Genomic DNA, 26,577 nt, shown 5'->3' on the forward strand with positions numbered 1-26,577 from the left:
GAACAGTCGTCGTGAGTGCGGCGAGAGTGAAGACAAAAAGCAGTGCTGCGAACTTCATGGCCTGTCCTCCTATGGATTGACAGATGTTCGCTCGGCTTGACGTCCGGAAACCCGCAACGCTTTGGCGCCGGGACGCGAGACATCTCCTTGCAAAACTACGCCCGGCATGGGGTCGCTGATATGAACTAGCTCACACTCTATCTATAATTGTGCTGAGTCTCGCGGGGCGTCGCCTTCTGTATGTCCTCAGCGCCCCTTGATCTCCGAATATTTCACCATCGCGCGCTCGAACTTGCGGTTGAACAGCCACATCGCAGCGAGGATCTCCCGGAAGCTGGCCGAGTTGCGCGCCCGGTCGGCCTGTCCAAACGCGAAGATGCTGTTGTTGCGCAGGTGCTTCATAATCGTTGGACTGGACACCCTGTAATTCAGGAGATCGCCGGACTTGAGCGCGGACCGCGTCGGGGTCGGCACGATCTGGATCAGCTCGAACAGCTTCATCTGGTCGATCGGATCGGGAAGTGTCTTCACGATTCCCGGGATCTCCCGAAACACATCCGCGTGCGCGTTCATCAGGCCGTCGCGCACGTTGGTCCAATGGTTGAAGCGATAGTCCGTGCCGCGGGCGCGTGCCTCTTCCTTGTCGTCGCGCGCGCTCAGCTCTGGGTCGGCTGCCGCGATGTCTCCCCTGATGGCCTCCCACTTCCTGCGGCCGTTGCGGTCCTCGGACGGGCCGGTCTGGAAGCTGCCCATATAGGTATTCGAGCGCCCGTTGCGGACATTCTGCTTGCCGTTGGTCTCGGCGAAGAACAACCCGAGGCTGATCCGGCCCGCAGCTTCGGCGTGAGCCGGTGCGAGCCCCTTGGCGCGCGCGATAGCTGTGGCGAGATCGACGACGTCCTTGAAGGGCGTCGCCGAGTTCTGCGCGCCCGCGGGCGGCGCCTCCATGACGTCGAACAGCTTTGAATATTCGTCGATCAGCGGCTCAATGTCGGCGTCGAAATAGGCCGGTGGTATCTCGAACTTGTTGGGCTTGCCGATCCGCGACGGCATGGCGTCGGTGAGATCCTTGTAAGAACTGATGACACCGACGCGTGCCAGATAGAGCGCCTGTCCCGGCAGGTTCGGCAGCGGCTCCTTCGCCTCGATCTGCCGGCGCCGCTCGGCAAGGATGGATTTGAAATCGCCGAGCGCGCGATCGTAGGTGGTGAGCGCCTCCGATTGCTTCGCGTTAAGCGTTTGTGCCCGGCCGACTGTGAACGTCGTGAGGATCAGCCCAAGCACCGCCAGGGCTATGGCGGCGTGACATCGTCGTCCCATGGCGGGTTCCCATGTGCCGGAGATTCGTCGGTCACGGGATCGTAAACATCAAACGCGCGGACTGGCGAGTTGCAAATCACGCACAGTCCGGGTTCTCCGACCTTACGCTGTGGCCCGGTACTCCGGCGCCGAGGCCAGGAATTTCGCATAGGCATCCGCATCCGGCGGCTGGAAGTGTCCGGCGAGCCCGCCGCGTTTCTGGTTCTTGGCGCCGATATCGGCCATGAGCTCGTCGAAATGGCGGTAGTGATAGGGCGCGACGCAGAGGCCGCCATAGACGCCGGCAGCCGGCCGTTCGACGCGCTTGAAGTGCAGCATCATCTCGACATTGTCGCGCATCGCTTGCGCTGTCGGCTGGTTCGCGAGCTGTCCGTCGGCATAGCGAACCAGCCAGTTCGCCGCGAGGTCGGCACAGAGCACGGTGCAGAACGACGAGTTGAAGCCGACGAAGCCCATCTCCGGCAGATCAGGGTTGGCGATCAGGCGGTAGAGCCGGTATTGCCCGTCCGCATCGACAAGTTTTTGCCGATAGGCCTCGGGCAGGAACGGCACGCCGAGCTTGTAGCCGATCGCGAGCACGGCGACGTCGGCCGCGACGCGCTCGCCGCCGCTTATCACGATGCTGTCGCCTTCATAGTGGTCGAAGCTGCCGAACACCGCCTTGATGCGGCCATCGGCGACCATCGGGTAGAAGTCCGGCGTTGCGATCGGCACCGAGCAGTTGACGCCGTCCTCGATCCGCTCCTTCGGCACCATCTTGCACCGGTTCAGCTTGAGCTGCGCCTTCAGCAGGCTCTCCAGTCCGCGCCAGTTCGCCCAGATCAGCGGCGCGGCGATGCGGTGCGCGAGCCGTGCCATTGAGCTCGCGCCCCAGCCCGGAAACATCTCCTCCTGCGCACGGATGTAGAGGATGCGCTTGAAGTTCACGAGCCCGCCGATGAAATAGGGAATGCGCCACACCGGCTCGCGCATCACGATCGTGACTTCGCGTGCACCTGATTTCACCGCGTTCACCGCGATGTCGGTCGCCGACTTCGAGCCGCCGAGCACGACGACGCGCCGCCCTTTCGCCAGCGTTGGATCGCTGTATGTCGACGAATGCAGGATCTGGCCGCCCTGCGCCAGAAAGCCGTCCTCGCCCGGGCAATGCAGCTCGCGCGGCTCGTTGAACTGCCCGGTGCAGACCGCGACGAAATCGAAATTCTCGTTCGTGGTCGCGCCGTCCTTGCTTGATAGCGTGAGCGTCCAGCCCGGTTTGCCATCGGCGCGGCGCTCCATGCCGGCGACCCCAGTGTTGAGGCGCAGCATGTGGTCGAGGCCGAAGTTTCTCGCATAGTCGCAGAGATAGGCATGGACCTGCGGCCCGGTCGGCCATTCCGGATAGGTGTCCGGCATGGCGCGATCGGTGTAGCGGTAGAGCTCCTTCGGGCTCTGGGTCTGCACCTCGGGATAGGAGCGCGCCGGCTCCCAGACGCCGCCGAGATCGGCACTGCGCTCGACGATGGTGACGCGGTGGCCGTGGTTCGAGAACGCCTTTGCGGCGGCGAGGCCGGAGACGCCGGCGCCGATCACGCAGACATGCTTGGGACTGACCATGGGATTCCTCAATCAAGTGTGTTTCGGGCGCAAGCGACCGCGCTCGGCCGCGATGCGCGACCGGCGGACCCGCAAGCAGATGAAACTGGACGAGAAGGCTTAGTCGTTGGCCTCTGGCGGCAGGAAGTCGACCTCGTGCAGTGCCGAGATGCGCACGACTTCGGCGGGGTCGGTCAGATTGTGGAGCTGGTTGAACAGCGCCTCCAGCTTCTGCATCGGCGAGACCCAGAACAGCGCGCGGCACGGCTTGTCGGACTTGTTGAAATAGCCGTGCGGGATGCCGCGCGGCATGCGCACGAGATCCCCGGCATGGGCCTTGACCCATTGGCCGTCGAGCTTGAGGTCGAGCGTGCCTTCCTGCACCAGGATGAATTCGTCCTGGGTCGGATGGATGTGCACCGGCACGAACTGGCCGGGCTCGCTGTTGGTCTCGAACGCGAAGGTGGAATCTGTGACGGCCTTGGGAAAATAGACCTGGCCAAGGATGTTCCAGCTCTTGCCACCATAGCCCGTGCCAACAGCGGTTATGCCCTTTTCGAGTGCAGTCATGGCTCGCTCCTCATGGATTCCGGCGAGGATGGAGCTTCGACCCGTCGACGGTCGGTGTCTATCCGCTAAACGAATCCGGACGCGACTGTTGCCGTGCAGCATGATGATTTTGCGACGCGGCCCTTTCCGCGTTCGAGGAACCATTATAGGCTTAAAGCAATTCCGTGACGCGAAGCGTGGTCGATGATGTCCGCAGCCGTGCTGGAAATGACCGCAAGAACGTCTGCAGCCGAACGGCTTGCGGACTTCGCCCGCGTCACCACGGACGATGTCGACGAAGCGGCAGAGCAGATCGGACGCATCTTCTGCCCGCACGATCTCAAGCCGGTACGGCCGCGCGGACCGGGGTTCTCAGCCCGGCACAATTGCGCGGCGTTCGACGGCTTCTCGATCAACTATGTCGCCTATGGCGGGTCGGTGAGCATCGATCCCGGCTGCCTCGAGCGCTTCTTCCTGGTACAGGTCCCGCTCACCGGCACCGCCCGCATTCGTGCCGGCGTCAGCGAAATCGATGCTGCGCCGGGCCGGACGGCGTCGCTGCTGTCGCCGACCATCCCGACCCGGATGATGTGGAGCGACTGTGCGCAGGCGATCCTGCTGCTCGACCGTCGCATGGTCGAGCAACGCGCTGCGTCGCTGTCGGGCAGGGCGGCCGGCCCAGTCGAGTTTGATGCCGCGATCGACCTCGACGCACCGGCGGGGCAGGCCCTGCAGACCAGCCTTGCCGAGCTGATGCTGCTCGCCGAGCGTCTCGGGCCGTCCGGCAGGCTTTCACCGGTCGCGATGGCCGATTGGCGCGAGGTGCTGCTCGATCATCTCCTCAATGGCCAGCGCCATGGCCTGTCGGATGCCATCAGGAGGTTATCGGGGCAAGCCGAGCGTTTGCCGCGTGCACTGCGCGCCGCGCGGGACCATCTTGCGGAAAATGCCGGTGAGCCGCTCGACCTCGCGCAGCTCGCCTGCGCGTCCGGGATCGGCGTCCGTGCGCTCCAGCTCGGCTTCCGCCGCCACTTCGGCGTATCGATCTCGGAGATGCTGCTCGACATGCGCCTCGCTGCTCTGCACGTCCGGCTCGCGCAGGCTTCGCCGGATGTCTCCATCACCGAGATCGCCTTCGATCTCGGCTTCACCCATCTTGGCCGCATGGCGGGTGCCTACCGCGAAAAATTCGGCGAGACGCCGTCGGCAACGCTGCGGCGAAGGATGAGCTAGGCGGCAGACGCCTATTTTCGCGATCGCGTCGTGCCGCTGTCTTCAGCCGCTTGCCTCCGCAAAAAGCCCTCGACATCAGCCTGCACCGAGTAGGGCGTCGGGATCGGATCGCCCGCGGCATCGACGGCGGTGTCGAGGGAGCGGCGCAGCATGCGCGCGAGCTCGGCTTTTCGGTACGGCTTTGCCAGCAGCGGCGCACCCATGGTGGCGCGTCCCTGCGCGTGCAGCGAATCGTAGGCATAACCCGACGTGAACAGCACCCGCAGCGAGGGCCGCGCAGCCACCATCTGTTCGGCGAGCTCGCGTCCGTTGACGCCGCCGGCCATCACGATGTCGGTGAAGAGCAGATCGAACGGCGTGCCTTCGGCCACGATGGCGAGCGCTTCGGTCGCGTTGGCGGCGGAGATGACCTTGTAGCCGAGGCTTTCGAGCTGGACGGTGACATATTGGCGGACGTCGCGATCGTCCTCGACGCAAAGGATTGTCTCCGTGCCACCCACGACCTTGCGCTCGTCATAGCCGGCCGGTCGGAGCGTGCTGGTCTCGGCCTTCGGCAGGTAGATCGTGAAAATCGTGCTGCGGCCTTCTTCAGACGTGACCTTGATACCGCCGCCGGACTGCTTGACGAAGCCGAACACCATGCTGAGACCGAGCCCGGTGCCCTTGCCGACATCCTTGGTCGAGAAGAACGGATCGAAGATGCGTTCGAGAATGGCTTGCGGAATACCCGTGCCGGTATCGGCGATCTCGATCTCGACATAGTCGCCGGCATAGCCGGCGCCCACCGCGACGGCCTCGCGCACGCCGAACACCACGTTGCGTGTCGTCAGCGTGAGCTTGCCGCCATCCTGCATCGCGTCGCGTGCGTTGATCGCGAGGTTGAGCAGCGCCGCGCTCAGTTGGCCGCGGTCGGCGAAAGCCAGCCAGACGTTGCGGTCGAGCCTGGACACGATCTCGATCTTCTTGTCGAAGGTCGCCAGCAGCAGCTTTGCCACTTCTTCGAGCAGTTCGTTGACGTCGATCTCGGCCGGCTGGAGCGCCTGCTTGCGGGCAAAGGACAGCAGGCTCGATGTCAGCGCGGCGCCGCGATCGGCCGCCTCGCTGATCAGCTTGGTGATGGTCGCAAGCGGCGGATCGTCCTTCACGGCGTCGGCGAGGATCTCGATCGTACCCGTGATCACGGTGAGCATGTTGTTGAATTCGTGCGCGATGCCGCCGGTGAGCTGGCCGACCGCCTCCATCTTCTGGGCCTGGATCAGTTGCTCCTCGGCCGCGCGCTTCTGGGTGACGTCCTTGACGAAATTGTTGATGATGGTGCGCCCGCCGAGCTGGAGCGCCGTGCTCGACGCCTCGATCAGGATCCGGTCGCCGTTCCGGTGCAGCAGCGTCGCTTCGAACCGGATGCCGATCGGCGTATCCGACAGCTCCGGCAATAGCCGCATCATGCGTTGCCTGAAGCCGTCGCGGAGCGACTCGGCGATGAGGAGGTTGACGACGTCGGCGCCGAGCGCCTCCTTGCGGGTCCATCCGGTCAGGGCCTCGGCCTGGACACTCCACTCCAGGACGATGCCGTTCGCATCGGTCTGAACGAAGGCGTCGAGCGCGGTCTTGATGACGGCCTGGGTCATCTGTGCGCCGGCCTGGGCCTGCTCGGCCAGTTGCGCGGCGGCGCGTTTGTCCTGCGCCGTTTCGATCGCGCGCGTGCACAGCCGTGCGAGCAGCACCGCAACGGCGCCGCTTGCCAGCAAAGCGATGATCTGGGCCAAGCCGAACCCGGTCCCGGTCGCGGCATAGGAGGCGAGGAGGGCCACGGCGGTCACGGCGACCTGCGCGGCCAGCGCGAGTGTCAGAAGCGGTCTGAGTTTCATGGTCTCACACCAACGACGTCAATCGCGGGACCCTCGCGCTCGGGCTGTAGATTGCTCCGGCTTCACGTCAGCTACAGGCTCCGCGAGCCTGCGTCGAGGGGCAATTTCCGGCGGGGCGCCGGCGTTCCTTGCGCTCAACCTGCCGGCGAATCGGTCTGGCGCAGCGTCGTGACCCAGATCACACGCGCGGCCTGCTGGGTCGGGTTGTCGAACATGTGCGGCACGATGCTCGGAAAGCGGAAACTGTCGCCGGCCTCGAGCAGATGAGCCTGGTTGTCGAGCCACAGCCGCAGGCTGCCGGACAGGATGTACCCGGCCTTCTCGCCGGTGTGCTGCAAGAAGTCGGTGCCGGACGAGGCGCCGGGGTTGAGCGTCAACTCGTAGAGTTCGAGCTGGCCCTCGTCTGCCGGCGTCAGCGCTTCCTTGACGACGCCGCTGGCGGTGAGCCGCAACAGGCGCCGGCTGTTCTTGCGCACGATGTAGCGCTGCACGTCGGCGGGATCGGTGGTCTCGAAGAAATAGGAGATGGGCACGTCGAGCGCGATGCTGAGCAGGCGCAGCGTCCGTATCGACGGCATGGCACGCGCGCGTTCGAGCTGGCTGATCATGCCGTTGGAGAGCCCGGTCTTGGTGGCGACGTCCTGGATCGAGAGGCCGGCGCGCTGCCGCAGCAACCGCACGGTTTCGCCGAGCCGCTGGTCGACCGCATCGTCAGCCTCGATCGCCGGGGCGTCCTTCGGGCCGTTGGTCTCGCCGCGACCATCCATGTCGCTCTCCCATGCATTGCCTCGCCGCCGGAATGGCCGGCGGCGTGAAAAGGTCGCGCATCCTAGCAATGTGATTGACAGCTGTATTTAGTCATGATGAACTTTTGACTGAAAAATTTAGAAGCACTAAAGCCCACTCCTGTCCCTTTGCCGGGTCTCGGGGGCGCGGGAGACGGTGCCGTGTGCGGGAACGGAGACTGGTCATGGCAGACAGCACCGGCAAGTTCGGCGTTGGCGGACTGCGTCATCTCGGCATTCCGAATCGCCGACAATTTTTCCAGCTCGGCGCGGGCGCGGCGGCGGGATGGACCCTTGCGGGCAACGCCTTTGCGCAGAGCGAACGCCCGACCAATCCGCCGGACAAGCCGCGCGGGCAGGTGATCGCGGCGCTGTCGCAGGAGCCGACCGTCTTCCATCCGCTGATGCCGGGCATCGAGGTCGATCAGGGCATCTGGTGGCAGGTGTTCTCGCCGCTCTGGTTCATCGAACCCGACGGCAAGTTCGTCGCTGATCTCGCGCGCGAAGTCCCGACCGTCGAGAATGGCGGCCTGTCGGCCGACGGCCTGACCTGGAAGATCAAGCTGCGCAGCGACGTGAAATGGCACGACGGCACGCCGTTCACGGCCGAGGACGTGAAGTTCTCGCTGGACCTGATCAACAATCCCGACTTCCGCGTCCGCAACCGCGTCGGCCACAACCTCGTCAAGGACATCAAGGTCGTCGCGCCCGACGAGATCCACTGGCGGATGGAGGCCCCCTATTCGCCCTACATGTCGATCCTGTCGCTCACCTTCATCGTGCCAAAGCACATCCTGGAAAAGCTGTCGGATCCGAACGCCTCGCCGTTCCACAATGCGCCTGTCGGCACCGGGCCGTTCCGCTGGGGCGAGCGCGTGCCCGGCGACCACATTCAATTGAATGCCCACGCCGGCTATCACGGCAAAGGACCTTACGTCGAACGCGTGGTCTTCAAATACATTCCCGATCTCACCGTGCTCTACACCCAGTTCCGCACGGGGCAGGTCGACTACACCGGCCTGCAAGGCATTTTGCCGAACTTCGTGCAGGAGGCGAAGACGCTGAAGGGCCGCAAGATCTTCGTCTCCGCGACGTCGTCGGTGGAGCACGTCGCGCCCAATCTCGAATTCGGCCCCTTCGCCGATCGCGCGGTGCGCGAGGCGCTCTACCTTGCCATCAACAAGCAGGCGATCATCGATGCGCTGAACTACGGCCTGCCGACGCAGACCGAGAGCTTCGTGCCGCAACAGGCCTGGTCGTTCCAGCAGGGCCTGCCGCAGCACAAATACGATCCGGCCAAGGCCAACGCGTTGCTCGATGCCGCCGGCTGGACCCGCGGCTCCGGCGGCATCCGCGAGAAGGGTGGGGTCAAGCTCGAATTCACCAACTCGACGACGTCGGGCAATGCGGTGCGCGAGCAGACCCAGCAGCTCCTGATCCAGGACTGGCGCGCGATCGGCGCGGCGATGCGGGTCAACAACATGCCGGCCGCCGTGATCTGGGGTGATTTCTGGCAGCAGTCGAAGTTCAATTCGGTGCTGGTGTCCGTGAACTTCATGCTCGGCAGCGACCCCGACGTGACGCCGCGCTTCGGCTCCGGCGCTATCCCTGCCAAGGGCGGCCGTGGCTTCAACACATATCAGTACAACAGCGCCGAGGCCGATCGTCTCCTTGCCGAGGGCGCCAAGCAGTTCGATCTCGCCCAGCGCAAGACGACCTACGGCGATCTGCAGAAGCTGATCCGCAACGACCTCGCCATCCTGCCGCTGTTCCAGGGTTTTATCGCCGAAGGCGTGAAGGAGGGGCTGCAAGGCTTCCGTCCCAACATCAACACCTCGATCAATTGCTGGAACATCCGCGAATGGTACTGGGCCTGATGCCTCAGGCTCGCTGGATCGCCTGAGATGGCCCGTTACGTCGTCAACCGCCTGGCGCAGGCGATCATGCTGCTGGTGATCGTCTCCGCGATCGGGTTTGCCATCCTGCATCTGGCACCCGGCGGTCCGCTGTCGCAATACGCGGCGTCCGCGCAGATGACGCAGGAGGATCTCGACCGCGTCACCAGGCAGCTCGGCCTCGATCGCCCGTTGCCGATCCAGTATCTCGACTGGTTCGGCCGCATGCTGAAAGGCGATTGGGGCAAGTCTTATCGCGACGGCGAGGCGGTGCTGTCGGTGATCTCCTCCCATCTCGGCGCCACGCTGGAGCTGATGGCGACGGCGACCATCATCGCGGTTTTGCTCGGTTGCTGGATCGGCGTGCTGGGCGCGCTGCGCCGCTATTCGCTGTTCGACACGCTGGCGACCGTCGGCGCCATGATCGCGCTGTCGATCCCGACCTTCTGGTTCGGCCTCGTCACCATCTACGTGTTCTCGGTGAAGCTCGGCTGGCTGCCGGCCGGCAATCGCCAAACCGTCGGCGATGGCTCCTTCCTCGACCTGCTGCATCATCTGATTGCGCCGGCGCTGGTGCTGGCGCTGGTCGAGACCGCGATGTGGGGCCGCTTCATGCGCTCCTCCATGCTCGAGGTGATCAACCAGGATTACATCCGCACCGCGCGCGCCAAGGGCATGCCGGAATGGCGCATCCTCACCGTGCACGCGCTGCGCAACGCCCTGCTGCCGATGATCACGGTGGCCGGCCTCCAGTTTCCGACGCTGCTCGGCGGCGCGCTGGTCGCCGAGACCGTGTTCACCTGGCCCGGCATGGGCCGGCTGTTCCTGGATTCCATCGGCTACCGCGACTATCCCGTGGTGATGGGCATCCTGATGTTCTCGGCGACCATGGTGCTGATCGGCTCGCTGCTCGCCGACATCCTCTACGCCGTCGTCGATCCGCGCATCCGGGTGGGCTAGGGATGACGGCTGCGACCCTCTCGACCGTTCAGCTTGCGCCCGGCCAGGCCGCATGGCGGCGCTTTCGCCGACATCGCCTTGCGCTTGCGGGTGCTGTCATCATTCTGGTTCTCGTCCTCGGCTCAGCGTTCGGTCCCTATCTGCTGCCGTTCGACGACACCTATATCGACATCATGAAGCGATTCGCGCCGCCGCTCTCCGGGGCGCATATCCTCGGCACGGATGAACTTGGCCGTGACGTGCTGGCGCGGCTGATGATGGGCGGACGCGTCTCGCTCACGATCGGCATCGTCGCAATGGTGATTGCAATGGTCGTCGGCATCGTCGTTGGCGCCTTTGCCGGCTTCTATGGCGGCGTGGTCGGCGCGATCCTGATGCGGCTGGTCGACGCCGTGCTGTGCTTTCCGACGATCTTCCTGCTGCTCGCGCTGGCGGCGCTTACCGAGCCCGGCCTGATCACCACGACCGTCCTGATCGCGGCGACCGCCTGGATGTGGGTGGCCCGCGTCGTCGAGGCCCAGGTGCGCTCGCTGCGAGAACGTGAGTTTGCGGTTGCTGCGCTCGCATTCGGCTCGTCGAACCTGCGGATCATGTTTCGCGAGCTCGTGCCCAATGCGATCGCGCCGATCGTGGTCGCGGCGACGCTGAACGTCGCCAAGGCGATCCTGCTGGAATCCTATCTCAGCTACCTCGGCTACGGCGTCCAGCCGCCGGCCGCGAGCTTGGGCAACATGCTCAACAACGCGCAGATCTATCTCACCAGCGCGCCGTGGCTTGCGATCGTGCCGGGCGTCGCCATCACGCTCGCGGTGACGAGCTTCAATTTCCTCGGCGACGGCCTGCGCGACGCGCTCGACCCGCGAATGAACATCCCATGATGAGCCTGCCCCCGAGCCGACTTGCTTCGATCGAACTGAATAGCTGGAGTGTCCCATGTCCCCGCCGCTCACCCGTATAAACAGCGACGAACGCCTGCCGGCGCAGGTGGACGTCGTCGTCATCGGCGGCGGTGTCATCGGCGTGTCCGCGGCCTATCATCTGGCGAAGAAGGGTCTCTCCGTCGCCCTCGTCGAGAAAGGCCATGTCGGCGGCGAGCAGTCGAGCCGCAATTGGGGTTGGTGCCGCCAGCAGGGCCGCGCCCGCGAGGAGATCCCGCTGGCCCGCGAGGCGCTCCGGCTATGGGAGGACATGCAGAACGATGCCGGTGTCGATGCCGGCTTCCGCCGCACCGGCGTGCTGTTTCTGACCAAAAGCAAGGACGAGCTGGCCAGTTGGGAGCGATGGGCCGCAACGGCGCGCGAGATGCAGGTCCACTCGACCGTCCTGACACCGGCGGAAGTCGCCGAGCGCCTGCCCGGCAATTCCGAGAAATGGGTCGGCGGCCTGCACACGCCGAGCGACGGCCGCGCCGAGCCGTCGATGGCCGTGCCGGCGCTCGCCACCGCCGCACGCAAGCACGGGGTGACCATCCATCAGGGCTGCGCTGCGCGCGGACTGGAAACGCAGGGCGGACGGGTCAGCGCCGTCGTCACCGAGAAGGGCACCATTCGCACCCAGTCCGTGCTGCTGTCGGGCGGCGCGTGGTCGTCGCTGTTCTGCCGCCGTCATGGCATCGAGCTGCCGATCGGTCTCGTCAACGCCACCGCATGCCGAACCACGCCGGGACCGGAGATCACGTCCGGCGCGCTCGGCACCGACTTCTACTGTATCCGCCGCCGCCTCGACGGCGGTTTTACACTGGCGCTGCGCGGCCGCGGCACGGTCGAACTGTCGCCAGACCTGTTCCGCTACGCGCGCACCTTCTGGCCGACCTACCTGCATCGCAAGAACGGGCTGAAACTGTCGTTCGGCAAGTCGTTCTTCGACCAGATCGTGCGCGGCACGAGCTGGAGTTTTGACAAGCCGTCGCCGTTCGAGACCGAGCGGGTGCGCGATCCGGCGCCTGACATGTCGCTGGTCAACGCGGCGCTGGCTTCGCTGATCAAGTCGAATCCCGAATTGAAGGACATCGAGATCGCGGAAGCCTGGGGCGGCACGATCGACTGCACGCCGGACACCATTCCCGTGATCTCGCCGGTCGATGCCTTGCCGGGCTTCTTCCTCGCGACCGGCTTCTCCGGCCATGGCTTTGGCATCGGTCCTGCGGCCGGCAAGCTCGCCGCCGACATCGTGACCGGCGCGACGCCGCTGGTCGATCCCGGGGCCTACAGCCACAAGCGAATGATCGACGGCCGGCGTCTCGCGCCGGTCAGCCCGTTCTGAGAGTGCTGGTGGCATGACGGTTCTCTACAAGGCCAACATGGTTCGCGGCGCCGAATGGGCGCGCTTCTTCGCCGAGCGCGCGCCCGATGTGCCGTTCCGGCTCTGGCCCGACATCGGCGATCCCGCAGAGGTGCGCTACCTGGTGGCGTGGGTGCCGCCTGATAACATCGCGACGACCTTTCCCAATCTCGAACTGGTGTTTTCGGTCGGTGCGGGCGTGGATCAGTTCGATGCCACAAAAGTTCCGGCGCACATTCCGCTCGTCCGCATGCTGGAACCCGGCATCGCCGAGACCATGGTGGAGTACGTCACCATGGCCGTGCTCGCGCTGCATCGCGATCTCCTGCACTTCATCAGCCAGCAGAAGGAACAGGTCTGGCGCGAGATTCGGATCACGCCGGCCAAACGTCGTCGTGTCGGCGTGATGGGGCTCGGCCAGCTCGGCCAGGCCGTGCTCGACCGGCTCAAGGCGTTCGACTTTCCGCTTCTCGGCTGGAATCGTTCGCCGCGCGAGATTGAAGCCGCCACCTGTTACGCCGGTACGGACACCTTGCCAGAGTTTCTCGCGCAGGCCGACATTCTCGTCTGCCTGCTGCCGCTGACCGACGAGACCCGCGGCATCCTCAATGCCGATCTGTTCGCGCGCCTGCCGCGCGGAGCAGGGCTCGTCAATGTCGGGCGTGGCCCGCATCTCGTCCAAGCCGATTTTCTCGCGGCGCTCGACAGCGGCGCGCTATCCGGTGCGGTGCTCGATGTCGCCGATCCCGAGCCGCTGCCCGCCGGCCATCCGTTCTGGAGCCACCCGCGCATCCTGCTGACGCCGCACAATGCCAGCATGACGACGCCTGATACGGCCGTCGATTTCGTGCTCGACGTCATCGCGCGCCACCGCCGCGGCGAAGATCTGCCGGGGCGCGTCGATCGCAGTCGCGGCTATTAGGGCAATCGCATGAGCATCGGCGCAAGCAGGCCTGATCTCGTTGCCGAAGCGCAGGCGCCCGTGTTGTCGGTCGCGGGCCTGACCACGTCCTTTCTGCGCGAGCGGCAATGGATTCCCGTCGTCCGCGACGTGTCGTTCGATATCGCGGCCAAAGAAACCGTGGCGATCGTCGGCGAGTCCGGTTCGGGCAAGAGCGTCACCGCGCTTTCCATCATGCGGCTCATTCCGAAGGAGAGCGGCCGCGTCGAGGGGCGCGTCACGCTCGCGGGCCGCGATCTGCTGACGCTGTCCGAAGCGAGCATGACGGATGTTCGTGGCAACGATGTCGCCATGATCTTCCAGGAGCCGATGACGAGCCTCAATCCGGTGCTCACCATCGGCTTCCAGATCGCCGAGGCGCTGATCCAGCATCGCGGCCTGTCGCGCGCGGCGGCGGAGGCCGAGACCATCCGTCTGCTCGATCGTGTCCGCATTCCCGCGGCGGCATCACGCTTCCACGAGCATCCGCATCGTTTCTCCGGCGGCATGCGCCAGCGCGTGATGATCGCGATGGCGCTCGCCTGCAAGCCGAAGCTGCTGATCGCCGACGAGCCGACCACGGCACTCGACGTCACCATCCAGGCGCAGATCCTGGAGCTTCTGAAGGAGCTCCAGCAGGAGGAGGGGATGTCGATCCTCTTCATCACCCACGACATGGGCGTGGTCGCCGAGATCGCGGACCGTACCGTGGTGATGTATGGCGGGCAGGCGGTCGAGACCGATGCGACCGCGCGCATCTTCGCAGCACCCTCGCACCCCTACACAAGCGCGCTGCTCGCGGCTGTGCCGCGTCTCGGTTCCATGGGCGGGCGGACGCGGCCGATGCGGTTTCCGATCGTCGACAAGGTGACGGGTACCTCGGACGAGCCGACGGAGACACCTGAGACGGTCTCAACCGCCGAGCGGCCGCTGCTCGAAGTCTCCAACCTCTCCACGCGCTTTCCGATCCGCTCCGGCTTGTTCGGCAAGGTTTCGGGCCGCGTCCACGCGGTCGAGAACATCTCCTTCACCCTGCGCGCCGGCGAGACGCTCGCGCTGGTTGGCGAATCCGGTTGCGGCAAGTCGACGACAGGCCGTTCCATCCTCAAGCTGACGGAGCCGGACAGCGGCACCGTCCTGGTCGACGGCCAGGACGTCCTCGCCATGAACGCCCGGACCTTGCGTGACTTCCGCAAGCAGATGCAGATCGTATTCCAGGATCCGTTCGCGAGTCTCAATCCGCGCATGTCGGTGGGGACGGCGATCGCAGCGCCGGTGCTCGCCAACGGGCTCGCCACGGCATCGCAGGCGCGCGACAAGGTCGCCGACCTCCTCGTGCGCGTCGGCCTGACCGCCGACATGGCCGCGCGCTTTCCGCACGAATTCTCCGGTGGCCAGCGCCAGCGCATCTGCATTGCGCGCGCGCTCGCGCTCGGGCCGAAGCTGATCGTTGCGGACGAAGCGGTCTCCGCCCTCGACGTCTCGGTCAAGGCGCAGGTCGTCAACCTGATGCTCGACCTCCAGGCCAGCATGGGCCTTGCTTATCTCTTCATTTCCCACGACATCGCGGTGGTCGAACGCATGAGCCATCGCGTCGCCGTGATGTATCTCGGCGAGATCGTCGAGACCGGCCCGCGCGCAGCCTTGTTCGGCAATCCGCAGCATCCCTACACGAAGAAGCTGATGGCCGCGGTGCCCGTGCCCGATCCGTCGCGCCGCGGCACGAAGCGCGAGACCTCGAACGACGAGATCAGAAGCCCGGTGCGCGCACCGGATTATCAGCCGCCGGTCCGGCAGTATCGCGAAGTCTCGCCCGGCCACGTCGTCCAGGTCTGGGGCGAGGAATGGTCGGCCTAGCGGCGCAAAGGCGCGCAGCGGATGCTTTCCAGAACGCACGATAAAATCGTGCCCTGATCAGCCGCACACGTTAACGCTGTTGTCCTTCGCGATGCCAAGCCTGTGAAATCGTGCTGAAATCACAATGAATTCACCTCGTCGCGACGGAGTGCGACTGCCTGCCACAATCTATATGCTAATCCGGCGAAGCTGGACCGTCGGCCGTCGATCTCCGATAATGCATCGACTCGGAAAGGCTGGCGCAGACGTGCCTTTCACGGATGGAATATTGAAATGACACAAGCAGGCGTCTACGGGCAGAGGCTCGGGCGGGGCCTTCACGTGAAGGAAGCTCCGGTTCTGATCACGCGCTCGCTGCGCAGCGCGGAGCTCGCGGTCACCGAAGTCCGCAATGACAAGCCGACGTCCGAACTTTCCGGCTCGTTGCCGGCTGAAGATGCTTACCTTGTCAGCCTGAAGCTCCGCGACTATCCCGCTTGCGAATGTTGGGAGGAAGGCCGCTACGTCACCAGGGAGGATATTCGTGCGGGCGCGACCTATCTGTACGACCTCAAGCGCGACCCGCGCTATGTGATCGACAAACCGTTTCACTCGCTCTTCTTCTATTTGCCGCGCTCGGCCCTTCACGACATGGCGAGGCAACCCGGCGCGCCGCGCATTGGCGAGCTCAGTTACGAGCCCGGTGTGGGCCATGACGACGGGGTCATCCGTCATATCGGCGCCAGCTTGCAGGAAGCACTGCGCCGGCCTGACGAGACCAACCAGCTTTTCGTCGATCACATGATGCTCGCGCTCACCGCCCACGTCGCCCAGACCTATGGCGGGCTGAAGCCTGTCGCTGAGCCTAACCGCGGCGGCCTCGCGCCATGGCAGGTGAAGCGCGCGTGCGACCGGCTCGACTCCGATCTCTCAGGCAAGGTCGCGCTGGAGCAGATCGCGACCGAGCTCGGCCTCTCGGTCAGCCACTTTTCACGCGCATTCCGGATCTCCACCGGCCTGCCGCCGCATCAATGGCTGCTGCGCCAGCGCGTGAAGGCGGCCACGCAGCTGATGACCGTCCGCAACCTGCCGTTGTCCGAGATTGCGATCTCGGCCGGATTTGCCAATCAAAGCCATTTCACGCGGGTGTTCACGCAGATGGTCGGCGTCAGTCCGGGCGCATGGCGCCGCGAAACCCATGGCGGGCAGGACGCGTAGAGCGTTTTCGCGTCAAAGTTCCATCTTCAATCCGGCCAATCTCGCCGACGGCATCGGCCATCCGCCTGACGAGATTTTTGCGGCGCGCCGCGGCCTACACGACGCGAATCGATCTGACGTGGCGCAACGCGGGACAGCTTGCGAACTCACGGCGCCTGTCAGTTCGCGCTTCTGCGCTCCCGCGTATGCAACGATGCAAACTTAGTCCTCCTGAGATCGTGACTGGATGGAGCGACAGGGAACAGGAGTATGTGAACAGTCTCATAGTCCATCACTCTCTTTTCGAGCTAACTCTCCCCCAAGAAATTGCTGCACCCGGAGCTGACTGACAGACACGGGTGAGATGCAATGCCTGCGAAGCCGCGAGCTCGCAGCTTTGGACTGGCTCTCGTCTTGGTTACGAGCAAGCCAGCCCCATCACTCAGCCACATCTTTTGGAAATTGGAATCAAGGGCATCGCGAAGCGCGTCCACGCAGCTTCTAATCGGGGTCGGCCGGTAGGCTGCTACTTATTGAGGAGCCCCCAATGAAGATAGGCAACGCAGTTTTCAGCGCATTTTCCCTAACGAGGTACGCCGGTAATCTTGGGATCGCCCGTTCCAGTCTTATCAAGTCGGCCCATCTCCTCGAAAGAATTGGGCTAGCAGCCGTTGGGGCCTCTTGCGGCCTCTATGTGGGTGCGACCCTGTTGCGTCAGAAAGGCGGGCTTTTTGAAAGCGGCTGGATCGTGCTGCTAACAATGCTCTACGGAGCTCTCAGCTATTATGTTGGAATTGATTTGTCCCGGTCTGTCGCTCGGAGGTCGATTTCGAGCACCTCGGAAGAATACAACGGCTCTGAGGTTGCTGAGATCATGAGTGCGGCCGGTACGTTCGGCGCGGCGATTGCAGCAACTCTGTCCGTCAGCATCCTTGTCCTTGATCAAAGCCTACCCAATGCGCTGATAGCGTTTCTCGCCGGCTGTTGGGTCGTTGGGTCTTCGCTTCAAGTTGCGGCGGGAACGATGGCGCGCAACTACGTAGTGCCCAAGGACGAAGAATGAAGACAATTGTGCTCACGGAAAAACGTCTGCTTGGCGTCGTGATGTGGGCACCAGTGCCAGTGCTGACGTCAGGTCTGAAGGCGAGTGGTTGACGGCTCATCGCAACTTCTGTCGTTCAACGCTGCGTGCAGACGATTTTTAGTAGCGCGACCGTTTGCATCGAGCAATGTCCTTGCTTGGAAGCGGCATCGGTACTGAGCAACCTAAGTTATCGCGCAACAAACAAGACGTGCCATCATGGTGGCGTTGGGATATTGTCCCCGCGCCGTGGTCCAAAATTCTGCTAACCGCCAACCGCACGATCGGTGGAGCCAATGCAGATTGCGGAGTGGCTCGAGAAGCTGGGGCTTGGACAATACGCAGAGCGTTTTGTCCAAAATGGGATCGACATGGGCGTCCTTCCCGAACTGATGGCCGAGGACTTCGATAAACTCGGAGTCCTGCTTGGCCATCGCCGCAAAATGCTGCGTGCCATTGCCGACCTCGATCCAGCCGCGTTGATCGCATCGCCGGCTCCTCCTCACGACGCCGAGCGGCGTCACCTGACCGTTATGTTTTGCGACCTGGTCGGCTCGACTGCGCTCTCCGCGCGTCTCGATCCCGAGGATATGTGGGAAGTGATCCGGGCCTACCGCGCCGCCTGTGCGAGCGTCATCGCTGCTTATGACGGCAGGATCGCCAGGTTCGTCGGTGACGGAATACTGGTCTATTTCGGCTATCCCCGCGCCCACGAGGACGATGCGGAGCGCGCAGTGCGAGCGGGCCTCGACACCATTTCTGCGATTGGGCGACTCAAGACGGGCGCTGACGAACGGGTTGAACTGCGGATCGCAATCGCGACCGGGCTTGTGGTGGTCGGCGACCTCATCAGCGGCGATGCGTCTGAGGAGCACGCAACGGTCGGCGATACACCAAACCTCGCTGCCCGGCTGCAGAGCCTGGCGGAGCCGGGAGCGGTCGTCGTTGCCTCGTCGACGCGCCGGCTGCTTGGCGATCTCTTCACTTTTCGCAATCTCGGCCGCCGCGAGGTCAAGGGGATAGCCGAACCCATCGCGGTCTGGGCGGTCGAGGGGGCGGCCGCATCGGAAAGTCGCTTCGAGGCGGTCCGCGCAGCGCGTTCGATTGGCTTTGTCGGTCGCAAGGAGGAGATCGAATTCACGCTCTCGCGCCAGCGATTGGCATGGCAGGGGCAGGGCCAAATGGTGTTGATCTCCGGCGAAGCAGGCATCGGCAAGTCGCGCATTGTCGCAACGCTGTCCGAAAACCCCGCGTTGGGGGCGCATCGCCGGGTGCGATATCAGTGTTCGCCCTACCACACCAACAGCGCGCTTCATCCCTTTGTCGCGCAGCTGGAGCGCGCAGCCGGTATCCGCTCGCACGACATGCCGGAGCAAAAGCTCGACAAGCTTGAGGCAATGCTGGCGCTTGGAACGCAACAGGTCGCCCGGGCGACACCGTTCATTGCGGCTCTCCTTTCGATTCCAACCGGCGACCATTATCCGCCGCTTGGTTTGAGCCCGGCGCAGCAGCGGCGACAGACATTTGCCTCGCTTCTCGATCAGCTCGAGGGGTTGGCGCGAGAGCAACCCCTGCTGGTTATCTGCGAGGATATGCATTGGGCCGATGCCACGACACTTGAACTGTTCGATCTCGGGGTCGACCGGATCAGGGGACTGCCGATACTCATGCTCATGACGTCCCGGCCAGAGTTCGAGCCCTCCTGGTCGGGCCTCGCCAACGTCAGCCTGTTGCGGCTCGACCGGCTTGACCGGCAGGACACGCGTGCGCTGGTCGAGCAGGTGACAGTTGGCCGCCAGCTGCCGCGCGAGATGATGGAGCAGATCATCGACAAGACTGACGGCATCCCGCTATTCGTCGAGGAACTGACCAAGATGGTGCTGGAGTCCGGACTGCTCGTCGAGGATTCCGGACGCTACCGCCTCGATAGTCCGCTCCCGCCGCTCGCTATTCCCGCGACGCTGCAGGATTCGCTGATGGCGCGGCTCGACCGGCTGGCTCCCGTCAAGGAGGTGGCGCAGATAGGCGCCGCCATCGGCCGCGACTTTTCATACACGCTGCTAAGATATGTGACAGGACGCGATGATCTGACGCTGAGCGCTGCGCTGGGGCAACTCGAAGAGGCGGAACTGCTGGTGCGTCGCGGGACGCCGCCCGACGCAAACTATAGCTTCAGGCACGCTCTCGTTCAGGAAGCGGCCTATGAAGGCCTGCTCAAGAGCAAACGGCAGGTGCTTCACAAGCGCATCGGCGATGTCCTGCGCGAGAAGTTTCCCGTCGTTGCCGAGACTGAGCCGGAAGTTCTGGCACACCACTTCACTGAGGCGGGGCTGAGCGAGATCGCCCTCGAATGGTGGCGCAAGGCGGGCCAGCAAGCGCTGAAGCGCTCGGCCTATTCCGAGGCGATCGCGCATCTCGGCAAGGCGATCGCGTCCGCCGATGAGGTGCCGGATGATCCCCGCCGGATGATGAGCAGGCTGCATCTTCAAATCGAATATGGCCGTGCATTGCGAGGCAGCCTCGGCCACAGCGCTCCCGAAACGGTAGCCGCATGGACGCGTGCCCGACAGTTCGCTGCCGACATCAATGATCCCGTTGAACTCGCGCCGGTCCATTCGGGTCTCTTCAATGCTTGCCTGACACACGGCGAACTCGCTCCGATGCGGGAGCTGGCGGATGCCATCAGGAGCGCCGCTGACCGACGACCGGACTCACCGGTGGCCGCCGTCGTTGCACATTGGACGGGCGGGGTTACCTGCTGGTTCGGCGGTGACTACTTGAACGCGAGGATGCATCTCGAGCAGGCACTCGAGATCTATGGTGCCGAGCCGGATCCCGCGACGTTCAGGGCTTCGGCACTGGATCTCCCGTTCGTGATCATGAGGTTTCTAGCCCTGGTGCTTTGGCCGCTTGGCAAGATCGCGCGCGCACGCCGCCTCGCCGCCGAAGCGGTGAGTGCTTCGGGAGAAAAACGGGCGCTGTCCCAGGCCAACGCGCTGGTTCATCGCGCCGTGTTCGACGGACTATGCGGAGGCATGTTGCAGCAAACGGAGACGATCCTGGCGCTCGGTCTCGCGCGCGACCACACGATGCCGTTGTACGTGGCCGCCGGCACCTATCTGGATGGCCTCGCCAAGTGGCGTGCCGGCGACCAAATGACCGGACTGACGGAAATGCGTCGCGGCTGGACCCTGCTGCACGAGAATGACTGCTATCTCTGTGAGCCGTTTTGGGGGATGCATGTCGCCTTGGCGAACGCAGCGTCGGGCCAACTCGAAACCGGGCTGGAAATCTTGAGCGAATTGATCGCATGGACCGGGCAATCCGGCCAGCATTGGCTTGATGCCGAGCTGCATCGCGCCCGCGGCGAGCTTTTGTCGCGTCTTGATCCTTCGGACGAAGCCAGTGCCGAAGCTTCTCTCAAGCGAGCGCTTGAGATCGCACGACGCCAGCAGACGAAGACTTTCGAGCTCCGCAGCGCCCTTGGACTTGCACGCCTGCACAAGAGAAATGGCCGAGCAGGCGGGGTATCCGAAGTGCTCGCTCCCGTGCTGGCCGAATTCGATGTGGAGCGAAATCTTTCTGAAATCGTGGAAGCGAAAGAGCTGCTCGAGCAAGTGCATTAGCACGTGCCGTTTTCCCCCAGTCCGGGGGCAGGGAATGACAGTCAGGAATTCACGTGCACGAAATCCCGCAGCAGCGGATAGATCTCGTTATTCCACCGCTTGCCCGAGAACACGCCGTAATGGCCGACGCCGGCCTGCATGTGGTGGACGCGGCGATAGGCGCGCACACCGGTGCAGAGGTCTTGCGCGGCGAGCGTCTGGCCGATCGAGCAGATGTCGTCCTTCTCGCCTTCGACCGTCATCAATCCCATGCGGCTGACGGCCTTGGTGTTCACGGGACGGCCACGGTGCATCAACTTGCCTTGCGGCAACAGGTGCTCCTGGAACACGTCGCGCACGGTCTCGATGTAGAACTCGGCCGGCAGGTCCATCACGGCGAAATATTCGTCGTAGAAGGTCTTGATGCTCGCGGCCTTCTCCTTCTCGCCCTTGGCGATATGGTTGGCGAGATCCATGTGCTGCTTGATGTGGCGCTCGAGATTCATCGAGACGAACGCCGTGAGCTGCACGAAGCCGGGATAGACCTTGCGGAGCGCGCCGCGGCATTGCACCGGCACGTAGTTGATCAGGTTCTGCTCGAACCAGTCGATCGGCCTGCTCTTGGCGAACTCGTTGACCCTGGTCGGCTGGATGCGCGTGTCGATCGGGCCTGCCATCAGCGTCAGCGTCGCAGGCCGCGAGGGATGGTTGCCCTCGCACATGACCGCGGCGGCCGCGAGTGCCGAGACCGAGGGCTGGCAGATCGCGACCATATGCGGACGCGGGCCCAATTGGCCGAGGAAGTCGATGAGGTGATCGGTGTAATCGTCGAGCCCGAAGCGGCCTTCGCGGCGTGGAATGTCGCGCGGATTGTGCCAGTCGGTGATGTAGACGTCGTGATCCTGCAGCAGCGTTTTCACTGTGCCGCGCAGCAGCGTGGCGAAATGGCCCGACATCGGCGCCACCAGCAGCATGCGCGGCTGCTCCGGCACGCCGTCCTTCCTGAAGTGCAGCAGCGAGCCGAACGGCGTCGCGTAGGCGACCTCCTCGGTGACGCCGACCTCACGGTTGCCCACCATCACGCTGTCGATGCCGTAGGCCGGACGGTGATAGGTGAGGGTGGAGCGCGAGATCAGCTCCAGCGCGGCCGAGAGCCGGCCGACGACCTGATCTGATAGGCCCTGCGGCACCAGATGGAGGAATCTGAGCGCGGACGAAGCTCCCGCCCGCCACGGCGCGGTGAGGTCCATATGGTTCTGAAAGGCCTGATAATACATCGACATCATACTGAAACGCCCACCTTCCCGTGCTGTCATGCAATATCGAAGCCAAATGGGAGCCCTACCGCCCTCAAAACTGGCACATCGCTTGCTCCTCCTTTTGCGGGAAGCACAGGTCATGAGCACTCCCGCGGGCCGGGCGGCGTGCAAGTCACAGGCGTAGGGAATGGGCCACATGGCGAAGGCGACACTGACGATCAGCAGCAAGAACTATTCGTCCTGGTCGCTGCGCGGCTGGCTGCTGACGAAATTTTCCGGGCTCGATTTCGAGGAGATCGTCACCGCGCCGGACGACGCGTCGGCGCGCGCGGAAATCCTGCTGCTGTCGTCGTCGATCCTGGTGCCATGCCTGCGCCACGACGGCGCCGTGGTCTGGGATACGCTGGCGATCGCCGAATATCTCAACGAGGCGATGCCGGATGCCGGTCTGTTGCCTGATGACCGCGTCCAGCGGGCGCATTGCCGCTCGATCTGCGGCGAAATCCATTCCGGCTTTACAACGTTGCGCGCTTCGCTGCCGGTCAATCTGAAGGGGCACTTCCCCGGCTTCAAGATCTGGTCGCGCGCGCAGGCCGATATCGACCGCGTCTGTTCCATCTGGCGCGACTGCCTGGAGAAATCAGGCGGACCCTTCCTGTTCGGCGCGAGGCGCACCATGGCGGATGCGATGTATGCCCCCGTGGTGACGCGCTTCGTGACCTATGACGTCAAGCTCGAGCCGCTGCTGAAGGCCTATGCCGATACCATCATGGCCATGCCCGAGATGAAGGAATGGATCGCGGCGGCCAAGGATGAGCCGGCCGAGATCGAGGAGCTCGAGGTCGAATATTAGGCAGGCCTGGCGCCCGCCTGCCTGTTTTGGGAGCGAGACCCGGGCTGCCGCAGCCGGCCGCCATGTCTTTGAAGCCGTTAACTTTTAGCACCCGCAGCCGGCTCGGGCCGGCCCACGTGCTGCGCAGATATTGTATACGCGTGCGGGCTTGTTGCGACATCTAGCCGTGAACAGCCGCGTACACGGCGTTCCGGCTGATTCGGACGTGATTCGTTCGGGCCGCGTTCCGTTAGTTAAGGCAGAGCGCGGCCCCGTTGCATTTTGAGACAGACGCCGCTCGTCAGGCGAAGCCCGAGTGCTTGACGCGCGGCACGCGCCAGCCGATGACGGTGGCTTCCACCGGGACGCCGGCCGCATCGTTCTGCCAGCGGCCCTCGACATAGCGGCAGGCGAACGGCAGCTGATACGTTCCGCTATGGTCCTCACACAGCACTTCGACCGGCAGGCCAGGGGGCGGTTCTCCGGCGCCATCGAACTCCGCTAGACGTCTATCGCGCGTTGCCATTCCAAAAATCTCCCCTAATCAAAGTCGCGGAAACAGCGCCCACTTCTTCTTCCGCGCACGGTTCACTGCTCCCCGTCCAAGGGAACAAGCCAAGCTCAACGCGAGAATGCGGTACGAGTGTGGTAGCCTCCGGCGTCGGCGAACAAAAAGCGCACATTGCCGTGATTGATTTGGACGAGGAACCTGCATGCTGCTTCGAAGCGCCGGCGTTTGTTTCGCGATGTTGTTGCTCGCCCCGCTGGCGATTGCGCCGGTCCGCGCGCAAGACGTGCCCGGCATCGAGATCTGCACCGTCGAGAAGACCATGGAGCGGCGCACGAGCTGCCTCCAGAGCAACGTCGACTTCCTGCAGAAGACGATCACCAAGCTGACGCTCGATCATCAGCAGAAGCTCGATGCCGCCAACCGCCAGATCGACGCGCTGAAGACGCTTGTGGCCGGCCTGCAGAAGACGCTGGGCGATCTCCAGGCTGCACAGGTGAAGATCGCGGACGATCTGAAGAAGAAGCAGGACGCGCCGCCACCGAAGGATGCGGCGAAATAGCGGTCGCCGTCACGCCACGCGGTAGCGCTCCATCACGCCGCGATCGGGCTCATAGCCGAGCCCGGGCCCCGAGGGCACCGCAACGTGGCCGGTGGCATCGACATCGGCGCGGCCGCCCCACAGACACGCTTCGCGTTTCAGATAGAACATCTCGACCAACCCGTCGTCGCGCGTCGCCAGCAGGTGCAATGTCGCCAGCAGGCCCGGACCGAAATACGGGGAGTGCGGGACGATCTTGACGCCGAGCTGATCGGCGAGTGCGGCGACCTTCAAGAATTCCGTGATGCCGCCGACCTTGGTCACCGATGGCTGGGCATGGCTGACCGCGCCTGCATTCATCATCTGGCGGAATTGATATTCCGTGCAGGCGTTCTCGCCGGCGGCGACGCCGAGCCCGCCCTTGCGGCGGACCTCGGCGAGTGTGGCAAAATCCTCCGGCGGCCAGACCGGCTCTTCCAGAAACATCGGCTGCGCGTCCTCGCACGCCTTCGCGAATGCGATCGCCTGCTCGCCTGTGAGCGGGCAGTTCATGTCGACCATCAGCGGGATGCCGGGCCCGATGGCCTCGCGCGCGGCAAACACCGCCGACGTCGTGGTCTCATGCAGCTTGATGGCGCCATAGCCGAGCGCGAGCGCCTTCTTGCATTCGCCCGTGATGTTCTCAGGCAAGCCAATTCGCAACAGGCTCGCATAGGCGGGAATGGACGAGCGCCTGGTCTCGCCGATCAGGCGATGCAGCGGCACGCCCTCGATCTTCGCAGCCAGGTCCCACAGCGCGATGTCGAGCCCTGATATCGCGAACATGGTGATGCCGTAGCGGCCGAACAGATGCAGGTTGCGCTGGATCTGTTCCATCACCGCCGGAATGCCGGCGGCATCGGGAACCTTCAGCCCGCGGGCCTGCGGCGCGATCATCTCCTCGACGGCGCTTCGCGTGGTGCGCGGGGAGACATAGGCAAAGGCATCGCCCCAGCCGGTCAGTCCGGCATCGGTCGTGACCTCGACCAGCACCATGTCGAGCGCGGAGATTGCGGACGCGCCCTGGCGAAAGCTCGCGACACCGGCGTCATAGGGGATGCGGATATGGTGCGCCCGCACATCGGTGATTTCCATGACGCGGTTCCTCTTTCTGGTGAGCGGTTGCAACGAGTGTAGCTGCGAATGCCGGGGCGTTGCCAGTGGCTATTCCGGAACTATTCTCATGCGAGGACAGCAATGCCGATCAAGCGAGGCGGTGGCCGTCAGCGCATCATCGCCACGCTTCGAACGAGGGCCCTTGACGCATGAACCCAGCCCAGTGCGCGCTCTGGTATATCGAGAGCCATCTGGCCGAGCCGATGACGCTCGACGAGATTGCTGCGATATCTGGCGTGTCGCGGTTCCACATTGTGCGGGCGTTTGCCGCAGCCACCGGACTTCCGGTGATGCGCTACGTGCGCGCGCGGCGGTTGACGGAAGCGGCGCGCAGTCTTGCGAACGGCGCGCCGGACATCCTGTCGCTGGCGCTGGAGGCGGATTACGGCTCGCACGAAGCGTTCACCCGCGCGTTCCGCGACCAGTTTGGCACCACACCCGAAGCGGTGCGGGCGGCAACGTGCCTCGACAAACTCAAGCTTCAGGAGCCGATCCTCATGGATTCCACCATGCTCGACCATCTGGTCCCGCCGCGTTTCGAAGCCGCGAAGGCCTTCCTCGTCGCCGGCCCCGCCGAGCGCATCTCCTGCGACAACGGCGCCGTCATTCCGGGACTGTGGCACCGCTTCCATCAGGAAGTCGCCGACATTCCCGCACGCATCGGCCAGGGAAAATCTCAAGTCGCCTATGGCGTCTGCTGCAACGGCGATGATTCCGGCAATTTCGACTACATCGCCGGCGTCGAGGTCGCCGATTTCTCTGACCTGCCGCGCCGCTTCGGTCGCATCCGCATTCCCGAGCAGCGCTACGCGGTGTTCGCCCACACCGAGCACGTCGCCTCGATCCGCCGCACCGTCAACACGATCTGGAATCAGTGGCTGCCGGCGTCCGGCTTGAAGGCTGCGGATGCGCCGAACTTCGAGCGCTATGACGAGAAATTCGATCCCGCGACCGGCAATGGCGGCTTCGAGATTTGGATACCAGTGCGGGAGTAAGCACGATCCGGACCCGAAGGGCCGCGTTCGCGCAAAGTGCGCAGCGGTTTTCCGAAGAGATCATGCTCAAACAAGACCTAAAGCGCGATATGTCATCGCGCTTTACGTTGCAACGCTGGCATACCATCCCGCTTGCTTGGCAAGCCCCGGCGACTTTGTCATA

The 26,577-nt window shown here is 64.1% G+C and carries 21 protein-coding genes; 13 read left to right on the forward strand and 8 right to left on the reverse strand.

From position 1 onward, the window contains the following. Positions 1 to 246: 246 nt before the first annotated feature. The 3 genes from IVB46_RS18040 to IVB46_RS18050 form a co-directional block, all read right to left on the reverse strand. Positions 247 to 1,320, reverse strand: a complete 1,074-nt coding sequence (locus tag IVB46_RS18040; RefSeq protein WP_247304289.1) for a hypothetical protein — start codon at positions 1,318 to 1,320, stop codon at positions 247 to 249. A 102-nt stretch (positions 1,321 to 1,422) separates the two neighbouring features. After that, a complete protein-coding gene (locus tag IVB46_RS18045) occupies positions 1,423 to 2,916 on the reverse strand; it encodes an NAD(P)/FAD-dependent oxidoreductase (RefSeq protein WP_247304287.1) in 1,494 nt (497 codons plus the stop codon). 99 nt (positions 2,917 to 3,015) lie between these two features. Beyond that, complete coding sequence (locus IVB46_RS18050; protein WP_063981444.1) at positions 3,016 to 3,465, reverse strand: cupin domain-containing protein; 450 nt, start codon at positions 3,463 to 3,465, stop codon at positions 3,016 to 3,018. Positions 3,466 to 3,651: 186 nt separating this feature from the next. Between IVB46_RS18050 and IVB46_RS18055 the strand changes: the two genes are divergently transcribed. After that, positions 3,652 to 4,677, forward strand: coding sequence for an AraC family transcriptional regulator (locus IVB46_RS18055; protein WP_247304797.1), 1,026 nt, complete (start codon positions 3,652 to 3,654; stop codon positions 4,675 to 4,677). Between the two features lie 11 nt (positions 4,678 to 4,688). Here the strand turns inward: IVB46_RS18055 and IVB46_RS18060 are convergent, their stop codons facing one another. Both IVB46_RS18060 and IVB46_RS18065 read right to left on the reverse strand, forming a co-directional pair. Further along, entirely contained in the window at positions 4,689 to 6,545 is a 1,857-nt protein-coding gene (locus IVB46_RS18060) for an ATP-binding protein (RefSeq protein ID WP_247304284.1), read from the reverse strand. Positions 6,546 to 6,679: 134 nt separating this feature from the next. Continuing rightward, positions 6,680 to 7,312, reverse strand: a complete 633-nt coding sequence (locus tag IVB46_RS18065) for a cupin domain-containing protein (protein WP_085405186.1) — start codon at positions 7,310 to 7,312, stop codon at positions 6,680 to 6,682. Positions 7,313 to 7,515: 203 nt separating this feature from the next. Between IVB46_RS18065 and IVB46_RS18070 the strand changes: the two genes are divergently transcribed. The 9 genes from IVB46_RS18070 to IVB46_RS18110 all read left to right on the forward strand — a co-directional run bounded on the left by IVB46_RS18070 (position 7,516) and on the right by IVB46_RS18110 (position 21,145). After that, positions 7,516 to 9,207: a peptide ABC transporter substrate-binding protein gene (locus tag IVB46_RS18070; RefSeq protein WP_247304282.1), complete on the forward strand. Its 1,692-nt coding sequence runs from the start codon at positions 7,516 to 7,518 to the stop codon at positions 9,205 to 9,207. A 27-nt stretch (positions 9,208 to 9,234) separates the two neighbouring features. Next, entirely contained in the window at positions 9,235 to 10,185 is a 951-nt protein-coding gene (locus tag IVB46_RS18075; protein WP_166102277.1) for an ABC transporter permease, read from the forward strand. A 2-nt stretch (positions 10,186 to 10,187) separates the two neighbouring features. Then, positions 10,188 to 11,063, forward strand: a complete 876-nt coding sequence (locus tag IVB46_RS18080) for an ABC transporter permease (RefSeq protein ID WP_247304280.1) — start codon at positions 10,188 to 10,190, stop codon at positions 11,061 to 11,063. A gap of 55 nt (positions 11,064 to 11,118) precedes the next feature. Beyond that, positions 11,119 to 12,447: an FAD-binding oxidoreductase gene (locus IVB46_RS18085; protein WP_247304278.1), complete on the forward strand. Its 1,329-nt coding sequence runs from the start codon at positions 11,119 to 11,121 to the stop codon at positions 12,445 to 12,447. Positions 12,448 to 12,460: 13 nt separating this feature from the next. Next, complete coding sequence (locus tag IVB46_RS18090) at positions 12,461 to 13,387, forward strand: glyoxylate/hydroxypyruvate reductase A (RefSeq protein ID WP_247304276.1); 927 nt, start codon at positions 12,461 to 12,463, stop codon at positions 13,385 to 13,387. Positions 13,388 to 13,396: 9 nt separating this feature from the next. Then, positions 13,397 to 15,262 carry an ABC transporter ATP-binding protein gene (locus tag IVB46_RS18095; RefSeq protein WP_247304274.1) on the forward strand — a complete coding sequence of 622 codons (1,866 nt, stop codon included), beginning with the start codon at positions 13,397 to 13,399 and terminating at the stop codon, positions 15,260 to 15,262. Between the two features lie 273 nt (positions 15,263 to 15,535). Next, positions 15,536 to 16,459: a helix-turn-helix domain-containing protein gene (locus tag IVB46_RS18100; protein ID WP_247304272.1), complete on the forward strand. Its 924-nt coding sequence runs from the start codon at positions 15,536 to 15,538 to the stop codon at positions 16,457 to 16,459. Between the two features lie 526 nt (positions 16,460 to 16,985). Beyond that, positions 16,986 to 17,501, forward strand: coding sequence for a hypothetical protein (locus tag IVB46_RS18105; protein ID WP_063981455.1), 516 nt, complete (start codon positions 16,986 to 16,988; stop codon positions 17,499 to 17,501). Between the two features lie 314 nt (positions 17,502 to 17,815). Continuing rightward, positions 17,816 to 21,145: an adenylate/guanylate cyclase domain-containing protein gene (locus IVB46_RS18110; protein ID WP_247304270.1), complete on the forward strand. Its 3,330-nt coding sequence runs from the start codon at positions 17,816 to 17,818 to the stop codon at positions 21,143 to 21,145. Between the two features lie 41 nt (positions 21,146 to 21,186). On the opposite strand, the gene phaZ is transcribed toward IVB46_RS18110, so the two are convergent. Further along, positions 21,187 to 22,410, reverse strand: a complete 1,224-nt coding sequence (gene phaZ, locus IVB46_RS18115; RefSeq protein WP_094184518.1) for a polyhydroxyalkanoate depolymerase — start codon at positions 22,408 to 22,410, stop codon at positions 21,187 to 21,189. Between the two features lie 169 nt (positions 22,411 to 22,579). On the opposite strand from phaZ, the gene IVB46_RS18120 reads away from it, so the two are divergent. Continuing rightward, on the forward strand, positions 22,580 to 23,236 hold the full coding sequence (locus tag IVB46_RS18120; RefSeq protein ID WP_247304268.1) for a glutathione S-transferase family protein: 657 nt from the start codon (positions 22,580 to 22,582) through the stop codon (positions 23,234 to 23,236). A gap of 280 nt (positions 23,237 to 23,516) precedes the next feature. Here IVB46_RS18120 and IVB46_RS18125 read toward each other — a convergent pair whose 3' ends face one another. After that, positions 23,517 to 23,741 (reverse strand): hypothetical protein, encoded by a 225-nt coding sequence (locus IVB46_RS18125; RefSeq protein WP_014492853.1) that lies wholly within the window; start codon positions 23,739 to 23,741, stop codon positions 23,517 to 23,519. Positions 23,742 to 23,928: 187 nt separating this feature from the next. Here IVB46_RS18125 and IVB46_RS18130 point away from each other — a divergent pair, with 187 nt between their 5' ends. Further along, positions 23,929 to 24,285 (forward strand): hypothetical protein, encoded by a 357-nt coding sequence (locus tag IVB46_RS18130; protein ID WP_247304266.1) that lies wholly within the window; start codon positions 23,929 to 23,931, stop codon positions 24,283 to 24,285. A 9-nt stretch (positions 24,286 to 24,294) separates the two neighbouring features. Here IVB46_RS18130 and IVB46_RS18135 read toward each other — a convergent pair whose 3' ends face one another. Then, positions 24,295 to 25,398 (reverse strand): mandelate racemase/muconate lactonizing enzyme family protein, encoded by a 1,104-nt coding sequence (locus IVB46_RS18135; RefSeq protein ID WP_247304265.1) that lies wholly within the window; start codon positions 25,396 to 25,398, stop codon positions 24,295 to 24,297. A 170-nt stretch (positions 25,399 to 25,568) separates the two neighbouring features. Between IVB46_RS18135 and IVB46_RS18140 the strand changes: the two genes are divergently transcribed. Then, positions 25,569 to 26,414: an AraC family transcriptional regulator gene (locus IVB46_RS18140; RefSeq protein ID WP_247304263.1), complete on the forward strand. Its 846-nt coding sequence runs from the start codon at positions 25,569 to 25,571 to the stop codon at positions 26,412 to 26,414. Positions 26,415 to 26,577: the final 163 nt, after the last annotated feature.

It is taken from the genome of Bradyrhizobium sp. 61, from assembly GCF_023073075.1.
GTDB lineage: Bacteria > Pseudomonadota > Alphaproteobacteria > Rhizobiales > Xanthobacteraceae > Bradyrhizobium > Bradyrhizobium barranii.